Annotated in this window: 14 protein-coding genes; 2 read left to right on the forward strand and 12 right to left on the reverse strand. The window is 57.7% G+C overall.

What is annotated here, in order from left to right; all coding sequences use genetic code 11:
- Positions 1 to 128: 128 nt before the first annotated feature.
- The 11 genes from gabT to PQU98_RS16660 all read right to left on the reverse strand — a co-directional run bounded on the left by gabT (position 129) and on the right by PQU98_RS16660 (position 14,553).
- Positions 129 to 1,406, reverse strand: a complete 1,278-nt coding sequence (gene gabT / locus PQU98_RS16610) for a 4-aminobutyrate--2-oxoglutarate transaminase (protein WP_272746089.1) — start codon at positions 1,404 to 1,406, stop codon at positions 129 to 131.
- The gene (locus PQU98_RS16615) at positions 1,403 to 1,774 is read right to left on the reverse strand and encodes a RidA family protein (RefSeq protein ID WP_272746090.1); all 372 of its coding nucleotides are present in this window, start codon (positions 1,772 to 1,774) and stop codon (positions 1,403 to 1,405) included. Before PQU98_RS16615 ends, gabT begins: the two co-directional genes overlap by 4 nt.
- Positions 1,775 to 1,844: 70 nt before the next feature.
- Entirely contained in the window at positions 1,845 to 3,305 is a 1,461-nt protein-coding gene (locus PQU98_RS16620) for an NAD-dependent succinate-semialdehyde dehydrogenase (RefSeq protein WP_272746091.1), read from the reverse strand.
- A gap of 2 nt (positions 3,306 to 3,307) precedes the next feature.
- Positions 3,308 to 4,678, reverse strand: a complete 1,371-nt coding sequence (locus PQU98_RS16625) for an aminotransferase (RefSeq protein WP_272746092.1) — start codon at positions 4,676 to 4,678, stop codon at positions 3,308 to 3,310.
- A 4-nt stretch (positions 4,679 to 4,682) separates the two neighbouring features.
- Entirely contained in the window at positions 4,683 to 5,858 is a 1,176-nt protein-coding gene (locus tag PQU98_RS16630) for a serine hydrolase domain-containing protein (RefSeq protein ID WP_272746093.1), read from the reverse strand.
- 170 nt (positions 5,859 to 6,028) lie between these two features.
- Positions 6,029 to 7,018 carry a LysR substrate-binding domain-containing protein gene (locus tag PQU98_RS16635; protein WP_272746094.1) on the reverse strand — a complete coding sequence of 330 codons (990 nt, stop codon included), beginning with the start codon at positions 7,016 to 7,018 and terminating at the stop codon, positions 6,029 to 6,031.
- A 12-nt stretch (positions 7,019 to 7,030) separates the two neighbouring features.
- Positions 7,031 to 8,377, reverse strand: a complete 1,347-nt coding sequence (locus PQU98_RS16640; RefSeq protein WP_272746095.1) for a peptide MFS transporter — start codon at positions 8,375 to 8,377, stop codon at positions 7,031 to 7,033.
- Between the two features lie 66 nt (positions 8,378 to 8,443).
- Positions 8,444 to 10,576 carry a TonB-dependent receptor gene (locus tag PQU98_RS16645; protein ID WP_272746096.1) on the reverse strand — a complete coding sequence of 711 codons (2,133 nt, stop codon included), beginning with the start codon at positions 10,574 to 10,576 and terminating at the stop codon, positions 8,444 to 8,446.
- Positions 10,577 to 10,740: 164 nt separating this feature from the next.
- The gene (locus PQU98_RS16650; RefSeq protein ID WP_272746097.1) at positions 10,741 to 12,138 is read right to left on the reverse strand and encodes a P1 family peptidase; all 1,398 of its coding nucleotides are present in this window, start codon (positions 12,136 to 12,138) and stop codon (positions 10,741 to 10,743) included.
- A gap of 115 nt (positions 12,139 to 12,253) precedes the next feature.
- Complete coding sequence (locus PQU98_RS16655; RefSeq protein ID WP_272746098.1) at positions 12,254 to 13,507, reverse strand: aspartate aminotransferase family protein; 1,254 nt, start codon at positions 13,505 to 13,507, stop codon at positions 12,254 to 12,256.
- The gene (locus PQU98_RS16660; protein WP_272746099.1) at positions 13,504 to 14,553 is read right to left on the reverse strand and encodes a phosphotransferase; all 1,050 of its coding nucleotides are present in this window, start codon (positions 14,551 to 14,553) and stop codon (positions 13,504 to 13,506) included. Before PQU98_RS16660 ends, PQU98_RS16655 begins: the two co-directional genes overlap by 4 nt.
- A 215-nt stretch (positions 14,554 to 14,768) precedes the next feature.
- On the opposite strand from PQU98_RS16660, the gene PQU98_RS16665 reads away from it, so the two are divergent.
- Positions 14,769 to 15,419 carry an FMN-binding negative transcriptional regulator gene (locus PQU98_RS16665; RefSeq protein ID WP_272746100.1) on the forward strand — a complete coding sequence of 217 codons (651 nt, stop codon included), beginning with the start codon at positions 14,769 to 14,771 and terminating at the stop codon, positions 15,417 to 15,419.
- An 89-nt stretch (positions 15,420 to 15,508) separates the two neighbouring features.
- Positions 15,509 to 16,240 (forward strand): histidine utilization transcriptional repressor HutC, encoded by a 732-nt coding sequence (gene hutC, locus PQU98_RS16670; protein ID WP_272746101.1) that lies wholly within the window; start codon positions 15,509 to 15,511, stop codon positions 16,238 to 16,240.
- Positions 16,241 to 16,342: 102 nt separating this feature from the next.
- Here hutC and PQU98_RS16675 read toward each other — a convergent pair whose 3' ends face one another.
- The gene (locus PQU98_RS16675; protein ID WP_272746102.1) at positions 16,343 to 18,886 is read right to left on the reverse strand and encodes a M14 family metallopeptidase; all 2,544 of its coding nucleotides are present in this window, start codon (positions 18,884 to 18,886) and stop codon (positions 16,343 to 16,345) included.
- Positions 18,887 to 18,934 lie beyond the last annotated feature (48 nt).

Below are 18,934 nucleotides of genomic sequence, written 5' to 3' on the forward strand. Positions count from 1 at the left end.
GGCATAGGCGCGCAAAACCCGCGGCATCAACGCGCTTTGCGCATAGTCGTGCGCCGCATCGCGGATCAGCCGCTCTTCGTCGGATAACTGCGCATCCAGCAGGAAAGGATCGAACCAGTCGAACTTACTCATGCCTTAAGTGCCTGTTCCAGTATCGCCATGCCTTCATCAAATACCGTCGCTGGAATTGTCAGCGGCATCAGAAAGCGCAGTGTTTCACCATAGATCCCGCACGATATCTGGATCAGCCCCAATTCCAGCGCTTTAGCTGTCACGCGCTTAGTGGCCTCCCCATCCGGTTCATTACCACCGCGCACCTTGACCAGATCGAAGGCCATCATGGCCCCCAGACCGCGGATATTGGCAATTGGTAACAAGTCTTTACGACCGGCCCAGGCGGCAAATTTCGCCCGCATCCGCGCGCCCAGAGCTTCTGATTTCGCCAGCAAATCCTCATCGGCAATCACCTGCTGCACAGCCAGTGCTGCCGCACACGACAGGGGCGATCCGCCAAAGGTTGAACCCAGCCCGCCCGGATCGACAGCGTCCATGATGTCGGCACGCCCCAGAACCCCCGACAGCGGAAAGCCACCCGACATCGATTTGGCCATAGTGATCAGGTCGGGCTCAACGCCGGCATGTTCGATGGCAAACATCTTACCCGTCCGCCCAAAACCGGTCTGAACCTCATCGATAATCAACTTGATGCCATGCGTATCGCACAGTTGGCGCAGAGCCTTCAGCAAGTCAGGCGGCGTGACGTGAAACCCGCCCTCTCCCTGGACCGGCTCGATAATCATGGCGGCGATACGCGACGGATCGACATCAGCGCGGAAAAGAGTCTCCAGCGCCTTGAGGCTGTCCTCAACCGTGACACCGTAATGCTCGACCGGAAACGGTACATGCCAGACTTCGGACGGCATAATGCCAAACTGTTTTTTGTAAGGCGTGACCTTACCGGTCAAGGCCGAGGTCATCAGAGTGCGGCCATGAAACGCGCCGGAAAAGGCAATCACACCGGAGCGACCGGTGGCGGCGCGGGCGATTTTTACGGCGTTTTCAACCGCTTCGGCGCCGGTGTTGAAAAATATGGTCTTGGCCGGCCCTGTAAAGGGCGCCCGTTTATTGAGGGTTTCGGCCAGTGCCACATAGGGCTCATACGGCAGAACCTGAAAACAGGTATGGTGAAAAGCCTTAAGCTGGGCCTCGACCGCCTCAATGATGCGCGGGTGGTTATGGCCGGTGTTCAAAACCGCGATACCACCGACGAAATCAATATAACGTCGCCCCTCCACATCCCAGACTTCGGCATTAAGCGCGCGGACGGCGAAGATACCACTGGCATTGGCGACCCCTCTGGGAATGGCATTCAGGCGACGGTTCATCAGATCAGAATTGCTCATCATGCCACCGCTATTGCTTCGATTTCGACTTTCCAGCGCTCATCATAGAGCCCGCAGAGCGCCAGCGTCATAGTCGGCGCGATCTCAAGCCCCAGCACGTCCTTACGGACTGAAATCATCTCCGGGATGTAGGCGCGATCAGTCAGATAGGTCGTCACCTTGGTCAGGTTGGCCAGTGTCAGGCCCGCATCCTTAAGCTGAGTCTCGACATTGCCCCAGGCCAAGCGGATCTGCTCTGCAGTATCTTCGGGGACATGGCCCGCCGCATCGACCGGGCCTTGGCCGCTTACGAACACAAGAGTTTGTGCATTTTCGACACGGTTGGTCTGCGCCCAGCCGGTGCCGGTGGGATTAATCGGTGTTTTTTTCATGATGTGATCCTCAAGCGATATGCCCAAAAGTGTGAGCGGTTTTGGGCTACAATATCGCGACAAAAAAGGCTTAGAGCCCGATGGCCAGATATTTGATTTCGGTGAAGTCTTCGAGGCCGTAGCGGGAGCCTTCGCGGCCCACGCCGGATTCCTTGATGCCACCAAACGGGGTGGCCGGATTGGACGACAGCACCTCATTCGCCCCGACCATGCCGTATTCGAGCGCCTCAGCCACGCGGAAGATGCGGCCAATATCACGCGCCCAGAAATAGGCCGCCAGACCATAGGGCGTGTCATTGGCCAGTCGGATGACCTCCTCTTCGGTCTCGAACTCATAGAGCGGCGCAACAGGGCCGAAAATCTCAGCGGTCGCCAGTTCCATGTCGGGCGTGATGCCGGTCAGGATCGTCGGCGCAAAGAAATTGCCGCCACGGTCATGGCGCGTACCGCCCAGTTCAGCCTTGGCACCCTTATCAATCGCGTCCTTGACTAGACCAGACACCTTATCAATCGCGGCCTGATTGATCAGCGGCCCGATGCGGGTGTTACCGTCCAGACCATCTCCGACCGGCAGGGCTTCGACGGCAGCCTTAAGGCGTTTGGCAAACTCTGCCGCCACGCTTTTTTGCACGTAAAACCGGTTGGCCGATACGCAGGTCTGACCGGCATTGCGCAGCTTGGTGGCAATCGCACCGGTCACAGCAGCATCAAGATCGGCATCATCGAACACGATAAACGGCGCATTGCCACCCAGTTCCAGCGATAGCTTTTTAAGCGTGCCTGCGCATTGCTGCATCAGAAGCTTGCCCACCCGTGTCGAGCCGGTGAAGGAGATTTTGCGCACATCGGGGTGGGACGTCAGAACCCCGGCCACTTCGGGCGCGGAGGAGGCTGTGACCACATTGATCACACCTTCCGGAAACCCCGCCTGCTCAGCCAGCATGGCCAGAGCCAGGGCCGATAAGGGTGTGTCTTCGGCCGGCTTGATGACGATGGTGCAACCGGCCGCCAGAGCGGGGGCGACTTTGCGGGTAATCATGGCCGATGGGAAATTCCACGGCGTGATGGCCCCCACGACCCCCACCGGCTGCTTGATGACCAGACAGCGCTTATCGGGTGCGTGCGACGGTATAACATCGCCGTACAGACGCTTACCCTCTTCGGCAAACCATTCGATGAAGTTGGCGCCGAAGGTGACTTCGCTGGTGGCCTCGGCGATGGGTTTGCCCTGCTCCAAGGTCAGAAGCTGGCCCAGCGCGTCCTTGCGCTTATAAATCAGGCCGTGCCAGTGGCGCATTATCGCCGCCCGCTCAGCCGCCGTTTTTTTGGCCCAGGCCGGAAAGGCCGCTTTGGCAGAGACAATGGCAGCTTCACAATCGGCCGCCGTCATATCGGCCACGTCAGCGATTTTGGCACCCGTGGCCGGATTATATACAGTGAAGGTTTTCTCGGCCTTATAGCGGCCAGCAAAGGTCAGCACATCGGTCAATATGTCCGCCGCAAGTGGTGCCGTTTTGATCAGGTCATACATAATTACACTCCCAGTTTCCGGGCGGTGGCCTCTAGCGCACGGCCAAGAATATCAACGGTTTTGTCAACCTCGGCATGGGTGAAGATCAGCGGCGGGCTAAGTACGATCGACTGCCCTACCGCCCGCACGATCAGGCCCTCATGATAGCAATAATCGCGGCAGAAAATGGCTGCATTATCCGCCAGCGTTGGCAGTTCGCGGGTGGTTTTATTTTTCACCAGTTGAAGCGCAGCCATCATACCGATCCCGCGCCGTTCACCCACAATCGGGCTTGAGACCACCAGCTTATCCAGTGCGGCCATAAAGTACGGCCCGATATCGTCGCGCACCCGCGTCACCAGACCTTCGTTTTCGATGATGTCGATATTGGCCAGCGCTACCGCACACGCCACGGGATGACCGGAATAGGTATAACCGTGCGCCAGATGGCCGCCGCCCGCAATGACATTGTAAACCCGGTCATGGATACCGACCGCCGCCACCGGCAGATACCCCGACGACAGGCCCTTGGCCATCGGCATGAAATCGGGCTGTATCTCAAAGGTTTGCGACCCGAACCATGACCCCGTGCGCCCGAACCCGCAGATAACTTCGTCGGCAATCAGCAAAATATCATACTGCTTGCAGATGCGCTGAATTTCCGGCCAATAGGTAGCTGGCGGATCAATGACCCCGCCCGCCCCCTGCACCGGCTCACCGATAAAGGCGCAGACGTTGTCTGCCCCCAGCTCAAGGATTTTTTCCTCCAGCGCACGGGCGGCCTTAAGGCCAAACTCATCGCGCGACGCCCCCTCACCAAAAAGGTACCAGTGCGGATGCGCGATATGCACCACGTCGTTGGACACGCCGCCGTCCATGACGTGCATGTGCGGCATCCCACCCAGCGCCGAGCCCATGACGGTTGAGCCGTGATAGGCCATGGTGCGGCTGATGATGGTGCGCTTGGTGCCGCGCCCCTGAAGCTGCCAGAACTGACGCGCCAGACGGGCGATGGCGTCATTGGCTTCCGACCCCGAATTGGCAAACGCAAAGTGATTGATCGCCTCCGGCGTCAGACCTGCCAGGCGCGCTGCCAGCTCAATCATCGGCGGTGAGGCGCTTTGGAAATGGTTGTTGTAATAGGGCAGCAGTGCCATCTGGGCTACGGCCGCATCGCTCAGTTCACGGCGGCCATAACCGATATTTACGCACCACAGACCGGCCATGCCATCCAGAATTTCACGCCCGTCATTATCCCAGACGGTGGAGCCTTCGGCGCGCACGATGATGCGCGAGCCTTCGGTCTCGATCAGCTTAGGGTCGGTAAACGAATGCAGGTGGTGGCGCGCATCCAGGGTTTGCCACTCACCGGTAGCTTTTTGCGGATTGAACATGGCCTTAGTACCCTTGGGCTATAGCGGTGACGGCGGCATTGAAAAAGTCATTGTCAACAATGACTTCGGACAGACGCGGTTTGGAACGTGACGACAAAACCGCAATCAGGATGTTCTTTTTCGGATTGATGTAGAGGAACTGCCCGAAGATTCCACGCGCCGAAAACGCACCGTCGGCCAGCGATCCGGCGGCATCAGGTACCGACCACCACATATAGCCGTAGTGGGTGAGTTGCCCGCCGACATCGCGGGCGGCTCCGGCATCCTTGACCCAACCTACGGGCAGGACACGCTCACCATTAATGACGCCGTCTTCGAGGATAAAACGCGCAAAGCGGACATAGTCGCGCAAAGTCGCACATATGCCGGACCCCGCGACCTCAAGGCCGCCGGGGGCTTCCAGCCACCACAGGCCATCCGATTCCATGCCAAGCTTTGACCAGATTTTTTCCGACAGATAATCCGCCAGCCATTTACCGGTAGCCGCCCTGACCAGCGCGCCCACGACATGGGTCTCACCCGTCGAATAGTTCCAGACCGTGCCCGGCTCAGCCACCCGCGGCAGGGAGGCCATGTAGGCCATGATCGCGCCGTGCCCCTGAGAGAGTTGCAGCTCAAGCATATGGCGACGCTCAGAGGCCGGATTGGTGTGGGTATCGTCCCACTTCACGCCGGAGGTCATCTGCATAAGATGGCGGATCGACACGCCGTCATAGGCACTGCCGATCAGTTCGGGCAGGTATTTGGTGAGGGGCTCTTCGACCGAGCCGATATAGCCGTCATGGATCGCCACCCCGATCAGGGTTGTGGCCACCGACTTGGCCATCGACATCGACAGCCAGTGTGAACCGGCGTCAAAACCCAGCTCATAACGTTCATGGACAATTGCGTCATTGTGGGTGATTAGCAAACCCGCCACGCGGTTGCGCGACACATAGTCGTAAAGATCATAGTCCTGATCATTCGAGCGGATCGGAAAATCCTCGATCTGCCTCGCCGAGGTTTTGAACCCGCGCACAGCCCCGCCGCGTTTGATAACCCGCGTCGCAAAGGCGCGCTCGCTCGTTTGCAGCGCCTGAACCTGTTCATCCGGCATCATCTGACCGGCATAGAGATCAACCATCCAGCCGGTATCAAGCGGCGGTTCGGCATCTTTAGGGTTCAGCTTCGGTTGACTCACGGCGGGCTCCATAATCAGGTCACCCTTATGGACTACATCCGTGCTGCCCCTTTACGAAGGTGCGTACCGCACGGGCGGCGGTGCGCCAAAAACACCAGCCGTTAACCCACACTCAATCCATTGAATTTACTGAAAATTTACGCGCACCAAACCGGCATGGCCCGCAAAAATCACGCGGTCTTTTTCAACCCGGAATGGTCTTTGCGCAGTTCATCGATCAGCCAGCGCCGATAGCGCCGGATCAACGGTGTATCCCAGCGGTCGGCGCGTGAAAAAATCAGGTATTTGCCGTCGGCATAAGGCTGAAACGCTGGCTGGTCGCGGCCGATCTCAATCAACTGTCCGCTGGCGATAAAGCTTTCGGCCACCAGATAGTTCATCAGCGCCACGCCCCGTCCATGCAGGGCGGCATCCAGCGTCAGATGCCCCTGCCACAGGCGTGGGCCGGTCAGATCAAGTTCATCGAACACGCCATGCGCCGCCAGCCAGTGCGCCCAGCTATCGAAGTCATGCTCATGCAACAGGCGGTGTTCAATCAGATCATGAGGTGCCTCAATCGCCGGGCCTGAGGCCAGATAGTCGGGACTGGCGACCGCCACGATGGGCACTGCCGCTACTTCCTGATACTGCATGCCGGTTTCGATCTTGGTGACCGTGCGATAAGACGGCACGAAGCGGATTTCGATATCGCTCTCATAGAGTCCGAAATCCGGGCTGCGGTCGGTCGGGCGCAGTTCGATCTCAACATCGGGGTTAAGCTTTTCAAACATGCCGACCCGCCGCGACATCCAGTGCAGGGCAAAGCCCGGCGCGCACGAAATATGCAGATGGTTGTGATAGCCCCGCCGCATCAGGTCGATGGTCGAGGCCGCAATGGCATCCATAGCTGCGGCGATTTCGGCATGATACCGGCGCCCGTCATCGGTCAGAACCACGCCGCGGGCCGTGCGTTCAATCAGCTTGGCCCCCGTCCATTGCTCAAGGGTCTTAAGGTGTCGGCTGATGACGGCATGATCGCGGCCCAGTGAACGCGCGGCATTGCGCACCCCGCCCAAACGTGCCACGGCATCAAAGGCGCGCAAAGCCTCAAACGGTGGGATCGTCTTACGCGACGGCGGGTTATAGGCCGATATCTGACGATCTTCGCCGTTACGTTCCATGCCTGTGCTCCGTCAGATTTTGGCGAAATAGTGGCTCAGAGGCCGATGCAGGATCATCAAAAGTACCGCGCCAGTCAGGCCAATCCCCGCATGTAACGCCCAAAAGCCAATGGGTTGCAAGGGTTCGTAAAACCGACCCAGCCAGCCCGACGTGATGCCGGCGATAAACAACCCCAGATAATAGGCCCCAATCATCATGGCATTAACGGCGGCCGGCGCCACCCGCGACACCAGCGCCAGGGCCACCGGCGCGGAAAACAGATAACCCAGCCCAACCACAACATGAAACAGGACGGGAAACAGGATCGACACCTTATCGGCCCCTGCCAGCATCTGCCCGCCGCTGAGCAGCAAACAGGCCAGGCCGAACAGCGAGCAGCCCAGTGCCACCTTGGTCAGATCGACGGGCTCAGCGCCGCGTTTGCTCATACCCTTCCAGAAGGCAATGGTCATCGGCGCCAACACCAGAACCACCAGCGAATCGAGGGACTGAAACCACGTCACCGGCACGCTTAAGCCCCCGCCGATATCGAGATTAACATATTCACGCACCCACAAAGGGTAGGTGTTCCAGATCTGCGACTGCACTGTCCAGAACAGCGAAGTGATAAGGATCATGACCAGAAGGGCGGCCACGACCTGCCATTCGCGACCATTGAGGCGGACCTTTTCACCCTGATCGCGCTTCAGCGGCGGATCATTGAGGTGGCGAACGCCTTTGAGATAAATGACAATACCCAATATCATGCCGACACCCGCCGCCCCAAAGCCGTAGTGCCAGCCATAAAGCTCACCCAAGGTGCCGCAGATCAGCGGCGCAATAAACGCCCCGACATTGATCGCCGTAAAATAGATGGTATAGCCGCCATCACGCCGACGGTCTTCCTTGGGGTAGAGCGCGCCCACCTGAGCGGCCAGATTACCTTTCAGCAGCCCGGCCCCGATAATCAGGGCCGATACCGCCAGCAAAAAGGCCGCTTCAAACGCCATCAGGAAATGCCCGGCAGCCATGAACACCGCCCCCAGCAATACCGCTTTGGTGCGGCCCAGCAGCCGGTCACCGATCAGCCCGCCGACAATCGGCCCGAAATAGACCAGACTGACATAAATGCCAAACACCTGCGCCGCCAGGGCCTGTATCGACAATGGCCCGGTGACGGTCTCAAGAGCCATACGAAATCCGTCAAAGCCCCACAGGCCGTCGATGACATCCGGCTGAAACAGGCGGTCGTTCATATATAGGACCAGCAGCGCCTGCATCCCGTAGAATGAAAAGCGCTCCCAGGCTTCGGTGACGGCGATATAGGTCAGGCCCTTGGGGTGACCGAAAAACTCTTTAGGTGTCGCGATGTTACTCATACGGACTCCGAAAAACAGTTCGCCCGCCGCCTGATAATCAGGAGACGGGCGATACATTAAGCAGGTTTAGAACGAATGCGACAGGGTAATGCCGATCGTGCGGGGCTTGGAACGGGACGACTGTTGCCATACCCAGTACGGATCGAGGGTCTTGTTCTCATCGGTGATGTTGTTGACGTACACCTCCATCTCAAGCGACGACCATTTTGCGCCTATACGGGCATTGAGCAATCCCACCGAATCCGACCACTGGGTGCGCGGCACCAGCACTGAGCCGTCTGTGGCCGAAATCTTGTCACGCCAGCTATAGTCGGCATGGACGAAGCCTTCGACATTCGGTGACCAGTTGAACTCATAGTCCGTGGCCAGCGAGTAGCTGAGTTTCGGCGTATAGTCGCTGGGGTCGCCGACTTCGACACCGGCGGTTTCACCTGAGCCGACATTGACTTTGGTGACTTCGCTATCGGTATAGGCCGCCGTGGCTGAGACCGACCAGTCAGGGCTGATCCACCAGTCGACGCTGCCCTCAAGGCCCTTGATCTCCATCTCCCCGACATTGCGGGTCAGGCTGACGACGCTGCCGCCATTTTCATCAAAGTTGAAGAACTGACCCGTGCGCAGGGCATCATCATACTGACTGAAGAACGCCGCCAGATCAAAGCGCACCCGGCCCTCAGCCACCTGCCCCTTGGTGCCCAGTTCATAGTTGAGGATCTTTTCCGGATCGTAATCGGGCAGACCTGCCGCATTGAACCCGCCCGAACGGAAGCCCTTGGCGATATTGCCATAGATGTTCAGACGACGATCCAGAGCATAGGTGAAATAGACGCGCGGATCGGTCGATTTGAAGGTCTCACTCTGCATGTTGTTGTCGAGCCCGACCGCTGTCGCCTTATCGCGGAAGGTACGCACACCCGCCCCGACCGTCAGCTTATCGGTGAACTTATAGGACAGATCACCGAACAGGGAGATGGACTCGGACGTGTCATATTTGCGGTAGGTGAACGGATAGGTGCCGCCCGCATAGTATGAGATACCGGCGTCATCCAGATTGCCTTCGGCATCGCGGTAAAAGGCCCCTACCGTGTATTGCCACGGCCCTTCGCCCGAAGACGACAGGCGAACTTCCTGAGTGAACTGCTTGGCACGGTCACTGTTGCCGTCAAAGCCTTCGTTCTGGAAGGTAAAGCCGGTGCCGGGGCCTGCGATATAGGTCAGGGTGTAGTCGCGGTTCAGGCGCGAATAGCTGGTCGATGAGGTCAGACGGCCAAAGCCCAGATCATAATTGGCCGTCAGATTGTAATACCAGGCATGGTCGTTGCGAGGCGGCAGCAGGTCATAATCGTCGCTAACCGGCGTCGGGCGGGTGCGGTCTTCGGTTTCATAGGCCAGACCGAACTCGCTTTCCATCTGGTAAATACCGGCGGTGGCGGTCAGGTCAAAGACATCGTTCGGCTTATAATAGAGCTTGGCACGCAGATTATAGAGGTCCTGATTGTTACCGTCTTCGATGCCAAGACCCGGCTGGTCAATCCAGCCGCCGCCCTCTTCGATCTGCCCAGCCAGACGTAAGCCCATCTTGCCTTCGATCAACGGCACGGTCACAGCCCCGCTCAGTTTCGGGTTAGCATCGCCGTCCTTGATAACCGAATAGTCAGCCTTGACCTCACCGGTAAAACCGCCAGTCAGACTTGGGGTTGCGGTCACGTAACGGATCGTACCGGCCATAGCGCCTTGCCCGTACAGTGTGCCTTGCGGCCCTTTCAGGACTTCGACACGCTCGATATCCAGCATACGCAGGTCAAGCTGACGATAACCGCCGGTCATAGTCACCGGCAGTTCGTCCATATAGATCGACACCTGCGCATCGGATCCGCGGATGTTGGAAACACCGCGCATGAAGATCTGCGACGATCCCGGCCCGTCATAGCGCAGGGTCAGGCCCGGAATGGAAAATTGCAGATCGTTGACCGTATCGATGGCGCGTTTTTCGAGCGCCTCACCGCTTAAGACATTCATGCCGATCGGCACGTCTATGGCGCGCTGACGACGCTTTTGGGCGGTCACGATTACTTCTGTAGTTTCCTCCGCCACCACCGGCGCCGTTTCCTGCGCATAGGCCGGAACCCCGCCGATCAGCGCGATCAGGGATGCGCCCCACAGCATGGTTTTCAAACCCGATTGGTGTTGTTTTGTCATACTCATGTCACTCATCCCCTATTTCAAAAATCGCCTGTATCAAAAACGGTGTGGACATCCTCTTAAATCCACGACGCCCACAGTGTTTTCGTGACCGTTTTATGAACAGGCGCGGAAACGATCCCCCGTGGTGCCCCTTACGCACCACGGGGGATTTAGCTATTTTACTTCTTTGCGGCGGTTTGCTGCCACTGCCCCGGATTCATCACCAGCTTCCCTTTGGTGGTGAAATCGAGCACGGTCGGATATCGGCCAGGCACCATAAAAACCCCGTCTTTATAGGCGATTAGCTCCACCTTTGCGTCTTTAGGCACATTGTAAGCCTTCCGCTCACCGGTCGCTTGTGCATAGAGTTTACCTCCCTCCGCGGTCACTTTCACGCTCACGATGTTGGAGAAACGATAATCACCCGCATAGGCTCTCATCGCCTTTTCCGTAACCTGTGGCGCTGATGTCACCACCGGCAAAGGTGGCTGCTCAGGCACGGAGTTCAGAATAGCGTCCCACATCACTTCACTGGCGATACCGCCCAGTTGCGGATTGGTCATGCCTTCCGGTGCGTCGATCTCAGCGGTAGATATGGCATACATGACATCACCGTCGCCCATGGTCGCATAGGGCTGAAGGCCCCGCGCCATTGAGGTATGAACCTGCACCGCCAGCCGTTTAAGCTCTGACGGGTCCATCTTCTGGTTGACGACAATCAGGCTGATTGTCGTATTGCGCTTGGGGCCTCCGGGGACAGTCCAGCCAGGCTTCTGGCTATCAGGCAGGTTCTGCATCAGATCCTTGACCTCAAGCTCTTTAGGCCAACCGTCGCCGCCATAGCAGGCCTTGACCTTACCATCGCGGTCAACAACCACGCCAAACGCGTTGACGACCGTAAAAGCTGCGACTTTCAGATCACCAAGCTGTTTGAAGGCTCCACCCTGACCGGACGGTGCGTTGCAGCCGAAATAATAACCACTGCGGGTATTGCGTCCTGCGCCGGCCGATCCGTTACGGAATATGCCGGTTTGCGCGGCACGCAGAGCGGCCTGCGCCAGCTTCTTATCCGGATAGATTTCATTGAGACGGCGATCACCAAAGTCATAAATGATGGAACCAACCGCCAGGCCGATATTGTCCCAATTACCGGTGCGTGCGCCTTCATCCTTAAGGGCGGTATTTACAGCGGTGACGCTTTCAAGCCCGTACCAGGAACCGCCCGAAAAGACGACTGAGTCCACCTCAGGCACGTTATAGTACAGATCAAGAAATTCAGTATTGACCGTCCCCGGCCCGCCGCCCCGCACATCAACGGCACCAAGTACCTTACGGCCAAAGCGAATAACCGTCACGCCGGTTGGCCCCTCGCTGTATTCCGCCATACCGATTTTCAGCATCGGCCAGTCGAAATTCATGACCGTGCCGCCCGTATTGACCACCGGCTTCAGATCGGCCTGACTGTCGGGCGGATTAAGCTTGGCAGTCGGTGGTGTTGTCGTCTGGGACTGGGCGGGCAAGGCCCCAAGCGTCAGGGTGAGCGCCATTAGTGATAAGCGGGATTTCATAGTCATCATATCGGACATCCTGTTGGGACTGTGGATTGAACTTGCGCCATTGCCGGAGGAGTTTGCATTGCAAAAATTGTCACCAATGGTGACTCTTGATCACCACTCGCTTCCTCGTCAATGATCAGGGATGAGAAACCGCACGGCTTAGCGCGGCCATAAGCCGATCGGCATGCTCAGGGCGAAACACCAGAGGCGGCCGGATTTTAAGGACATTACCCTGCTGGCCGGTGGCGCTGATCAGAACCTTATGCTGACGCAGGTGATTGACGATCCGGCGGGCGCGATCCCCATCCGGCTGGCCATCAGTCACAATATCCACGCCGAAAAACAGACCCGCGCCGCGCACCTCCCCCACGGCCTTGCTCTCATCACCTAACGTACGCAGACCGTCTGTCAGGTACGCGCCGACCTGACGAACATTGACCATCAGCTCATCCTCAGCAATGACATTCAGCACAGCAAGGGCCGCGGCACAGGACACAGGATTACCGCCAAAGGTGTTAAAATAACGGGATTTTTTTCCAAACTCCTCGATCAGTTCGGCCCGCATGGCGATACCCGCAACCGGATGGCCATTGCCCATCGGCTTACCCATGCTGACCAGATCAGGGCTAAGACCGTGACGCTGGAAACCCCACATGGCCTCACCGGTGCGGCCGAAACCGGCCTGAACCTCATCGGCGACAAACAAACCGCCCGCCGCCTGCACCCGCTCGACGGCGGGTTTTAGAAACCCCGCCGGATCAGAAATCACCCCGTCGCTGGAGAACAGCGTGTCGCAGATAAACAGGGCGGGCGGAAACCCGGCCTTGGTCATGCGCGCAATCACGTCATCCATCGCCTGCGCAAACCCAGCGGCACGTGTCTCAGACGAAAAGCGCAGCGGCGATGGCACGGTGAAGATATGCGGCCCGCGCACCACACCCTCCCCCAAAGAGGGCGACATCTGCGAGACCGCCTGAGTGACCCCGTGATAGGCCAGTTCGGTGACGATGATACCCGTCCGCCCCGTATAGGCCTCCGCTATCCGCACCGCCAGATCATTGGCCTCACTGCCTGAGCAGGTAAACATTACCCGGTCGATGTGATCCGGCAATGTTGCTAGCAGAGTTTCCGCGCAATCTAAAATCGTCTCATGCAGGTAGCGGGTGTGGGTATTGAGCGTTTCCACCTGACGGGTGATGGCTAAGGCGATACGCGGATGGCAATGGCCCAGTGAGGCGACATTGTTATAGACATCAAGATAGGCGTCGCCCGCCGCATCATAGAGCCACACGCCCTCCCCACGCACAAAATGGGCCGGTTCATCATAAAACAGCCGGTAGGCAGGCCCCAGCAGGCGCTCACGGCGCGTGATCAGATCAGTTTGGGTCATGCGGGGCTCCGTTCGCAGATCGTTTTCAATATATCGGCGACCTTGGCGGGTGACACGCTCGCTACCGCCTTAAGCGCCGTGATCGAACGCGGGGCATTGCGCATGATATAGGCGCCATTGGCCGGATGACGCCGTGCCCGCCAATGAGCGATGCCGACCGTAATGGCCCAGCGCGCTCTGACCAGATCAAAGATCAGGTCAATTTCCGGCTCGCTCAGCGGCCGCACCGTATGGAACGCCACCACCATCTCCGACAAGGCGGTAATCGGATCATCGACTTCAAATAGCTGATAGGCCGCCGCGGTCGCCAGATCACATACGGCATGAGATCTGACCGCATCCCCAAAGTCGATCACACCACTGATCAATCCGCCATCGCCAACAATCAGATTATGCAGGTTGAGGTCGTTGTGAATGAACTGAGTCGGCAATGCCGTAAGGGCTGGCCTGACCACCTCATCAAAGCGGGCAAAAACCGCCTCAGACATGTTTCGCACCACCGGATCTTCAACCGCGCTGAGCAATGGCCGGATACGGTCAGCGCGGGCGATATTCCACAGCATTTGAGTATCGGTATAGGAGGATGTGAACGCTTTAAGCGCCAGTACCATGCGCGCTGAAATCTGTGCCACCTGAAGGCGGATGGCATGTGACGGCGGCCAATAGGCCAGAGGCGTACCTTTGAGGTACGTCACCAAACGGACAATATGGCGGGCGCCACTATCTGCCTCGATCAGGGCTTCATCCGCCCCCTCAATCGTCGGGATAAGATGCGGGATCGGCACATCCGTGCCCGTCCCCTCAAGATGGCCCAGCATGGCGTTCTGAAAGGCGGTCGTCGCCGGATCTTCAAGGGCGCTGGAGATTTTCAGCACATATTCGCCTTGGGTGGCCTTGAGGTGAAAATTGCGGTCGCGCTCTCCGGTCAGTTCCCGCATCTGCCCGTTCAGCCCATAGTGCTTAAGGGCAAGGGCCTGCGCCTGCGCGATTGAAATGCGCGGCACATGGGTGTCGGACAAAGACGCTTCGGATTGGTTCGCGGACATGACGCCCTTTCGCTGGCTTGGTGACACCAAAGCCTACCCCCGATGCACCGGGCTTTCGGGATGCAAAAGCCGCCTGCACTGGTGTTGCAGTGTCACCGCAAGAATAGGCGCCATCTATGGTGATGCTGGCGCACCACTGACGCCCGTATCGGCAGCTTGGCAATTCAGGCAGCTTAGGCCAGTGTCAGCCATTCTTCTGCAACCGGATGCCCAACATGGCCGATACACCTGTCCCGCCGCTTTATCGTCCCGCCGCGTATCAGGCCGCTGATGCGGTAAAAATTGTGCACGACCATCCGTTTGCCCTGCTGATGTCGCCTCAGATGCACGCCACCTTCACCCCGATCGTTTTTGAGTTCGATGACCGCAGCGATGTCATGGTCGGCCATATGGCCGGCCGCAACGCCCATGCCATGAGCCTGCAAACGGGTGATCAGGCGCTGGCGGTATTTGCCGGACCGCATGCCTATATATCGCCGCGCTGGTATGTAGAAAAGCCGAGCGTGCCAACCTGGAATTATGTCTCGGCCCATGTGCGCGGTACGTTAGAGGTGGTGACGGATGATGCTGCGCAACTGGCCATTCTTCGCCGCAGCATCGACCTGATGGAAGCGGGTTTTGACACGCCGTGGTCAATCGATGACGCGCCTGAGGGTAAGGTCGATCAACTCCTGCCGCTGATCCGCAGCTTTCGCCTCCATGTGGAGACGATCGAAGGCGTTACTAAACTCAGCCAGACCCACCCTTCCGGGGATCGCGCCCGCATCATCTCAGGCTTAAAGGCTGATCCTTCCTCCGATCTGGCCGATCACATGATCAATATTGAGAACGAAAAACCCAGCGTCATTCTCAATTCCAAACTGTAAGTCTCATAAAGTCAGGAACCAAAACCTTTACGTCCGCCATTTGCGTCTATACATCTCGTGGTCAAACAAATCCTTCGACCTAACCGACGATGAATGACACAATAATTGCCGATAAGCGCCCGCTACACATCCGCATCCGTCAGGATATCGAAGCCCAGATACGCAACGGCGAATTGAAACCCGGTGCAAAAATCCCGTTTGAGCACGAGTTGATGCAGACCTATGCCTGCGCCCGCATGACCGTTAATCAGGCCCTGTCAGCCCTGAGCGCAGAAGGGCTGATCGAGCGGCGCAAACGCGCCGGCACCTTTGTAAAACTGCCGCGGGTGGATTCGACCGTACTGGATGTGCCGGACATCCAGATTGAGGTGGCTGCGCGCGGTGAAACTTACCGGTTTGAACTGACATCCAAAACCGTCAGACGTGCCTCTAAAGCGATTGAGACCGAGCTGGCCGGTAAAGACGGACGCATCCTGCACCTTACCGGCGTACACTATGCGGCGGAACGGCCGATGGGCCATGAAGACCGCCTGATTAATCTGGGCGCAGTGCCCGAAGCCGAACATGCCGATTTCAGCACGCAATCCCCTGGTCACTGGCTGCTGGAGGCCGTGCCGTGGACGCAGGTCGAAAACCAGATCAGCGCCATTAATGCCGATGCGGAGACCGCGCGTTTGTTATGGGGCGACCGCAAGATGGTCTGTCTGCTGGTTGAACGACGCACCTGGCGGGGAGCGGAACGCATCACCCATGTGCGCCAGATCTTTGATAGTGCCACCTACCGTCTGATTGCGCGCTCCACCCGTGACGAAAATAGTTGAACGCAAAACGGCGACCTTCACGCTTCTGAAGGCCGCCGCATCGCACGCTTATGCTTACCAACTGAGGATTAGTTCGCTTTCACGATTTTCCCTGTAGTTCAGTTACTTATAAAAGCTGTTGAAGACGAACTTATAGGTATTATGGGTCTGCCCACGCCATTGGGGCTCAAAGCCATACAGCAGGATCTTGCCCTTACCATATTCGACCTCAAGGGCTGCGGCTTTACCCTGAATGGTCTCAGGGCCGTGGATCACACCGGAGCGCAGCGGGCTTGAATCCTTGGCGTAAGAGGCCAGCACCTTACCCTTAAAGCCGTCCTTGACCTCAAAGGCCGGGCCGCCCTGGAACATGATGATCGGCTTGGCCGACAGACCGGCTGTAGCCTCAGACGCCTCACCCAGTTCGACCTCAAGCAGGGCCCCGGCACAGAAGAAGACTTCGGGCTTCACCCCTTTCAGGACATTGGTCACCGGCAGGTCGAACAGTTCGATGATAGCATCGGAGGTATTGTTCATGACCACCAGCGTGCCGCCTTCCGAGACGAAGCTTTTCAGAGCTTCGGCCCCTTCGTCACCGATACCACCGGCATATTCGGCCGGTGTATCTTCGGAGCTAAGGCCCTCTTTCATGGATTTCAGGGCGCCGGAGCGACGGCCACCCATATCCGGCAGAATGATGGTGTCATACTTGCCGTCCAGAGCCCCAGCCTTGATGTCGCCATTATAAAGGCTGGTCAGGCCGTAATTATATTGCTCCAGAACCCAGCGCGTCCAGCCTTCGTCCATGTTGGATCCCCACGGACGATACATGCCGATACGGGCCGGTTTAATCGACTCAGTACCCGTACCAAAGGCCGCCGTCGTCACCGCCAGCTTATGCTTTGACGCTATGGTCTGCATGGCCGCAGGCTTCAGGCCGGTAACAACGAAATCGCCCGTCTCCTTAGCCACCGACAGCTTACCGCCAGCCTTGATAACATCATTGGTCGCGGCATAGGAGGCGTTGACCTTACGGCTTAAGGTATAACGGCTGCCCTTACCCGTGATCTTGCCGTCCGGCGCCGATGCCTTGGAGACAACCGCCAACTGAGCGCGCGCGGCCTCACCGACCGGTGCCTGAACGGCTTCGGCGGTCACCCCCATCTGAAGCGGCAGGGTCCAGCCCGTCGTGTCGTACGGCAGATCAGCCGCAGACCCCTCACCCGCAAGAACCGCATCCGGATATTTCTGAACGCCCAGCAGTTCCGGAATAAGGCCGGAGAACGGCTGATCGGTTAGCAGCACGAACGAACCCGCCGGATAAACCTTACCGCCCAGAGTAATTTCCGATTTCGCCTGATGAACCTCGACGCCCAGATCAATGAACTTTTGCGTCAGTTCGGCAGCTTCACCCATATCGGTCTGACCAGCCGGAATGACATAGCCGTGCAACCCTTCGGACGGGAATTTTTTGATATTGTCGCGCCCGGCCTGATAACGGTTATAGAGCAGAACCTCTTTATAGCGCACGCCGGTGTCAAGTACCGACATCGATGCGGTCATCATGTAGTCGACCGAGTCCTTCAGGCGCCACAGGCCGCCCTTCCAGGGGTTCGGATACATGATGAGGGCCTTTTGATCCTGATAGTTTTTCGGGAAATCTTTGGGATCATAGACCTTAGGCGTCGCGGAATCGTGGGCGACCTCGGTAAAGAACGAGATCGTATTGCGGAAGACATGAGTGTAGTCGAGGAAACCGGCATACCAGTTATCAAACCGTGCCTGTGCGATCGCGCCCGGCTTTTGCTCATACTCAAAGCGGGTCATCATGTTGGTGCCGATAGCGCTGGTCCAGATCCGCATATAGGGGCTGATATTCGACGATACCGGATCGGCAAACGGCGGCATCCAGATACGGGCGGGCATGGGCGCGGTCTGATGCTGCGAGTACCAGATGACCGGATCATAGTCGCGTGCGGCTTTGGTGGCGACGCGGCTTTCCTTCATATTCAGCATGTAGCCGTCACGGTTGTTATCGTGGCCGACATATTCCTGATAAAGATAGGGCATGCGGCTGGTTTCATACTTGGTGCCGAGGTTCTTGCGATACCAGTCAACCACCATGTCCTGACCGTCGGGGTTGAGCGTCGGCCACAGCACCAGAATGACGTTTTCAAGAATAGCCTGAACTTCAGGATCGTTCGGAGACGACAAAAGCTTATGGGCCAGAGCCAGCGGCAACTGGTGATCCGCCACTTCCGAGGCGTGCATGCCGCCGTCGATATGAATGATGATCTTGCCTTCCTTCGCCAACGCCTTGGCCTGCTCATCGGTCAGTCCTTTGGCAGCACTCAGCTTTTTAGAGATGGCGATATAGTGATCAAGCTTGGCAAGGTTTTGCGGCGATGAGATCACCGCATACTGCATCACGCGACCTTGCGTCGACTTACCCGCCTCAACCATTTTGATCTTGTCAGAGCTGGCGGCCAGCGCTTTGAAATATTTGATCGAGTCCTGATAGTTGGCGAGTTTGTAATCATCGCCGGGCGTAAAGCCGATTACTGAGGCGGCGGTCGGCACGTCTGCCAGCGCTATAGGGGCCGTAGCCAGTGCCAGAATCGAGGCAGCCAGCATCGCATAGGTTTTGAGTTTAACCCGCTGTAACATTACACATATTCCTCATAATTTTTTATAAAAGGCCCGCAAGACATGAAC

This window comes from Asticcacaulis machinosus (genome assembly GCF_028550435.1).
GTDB classification, from domain to species: domain Bacteria; phylum Pseudomonadota; class Alphaproteobacteria; order Caulobacterales; family Caulobacteraceae; genus Asticcacaulis; species Asticcacaulis machinosus.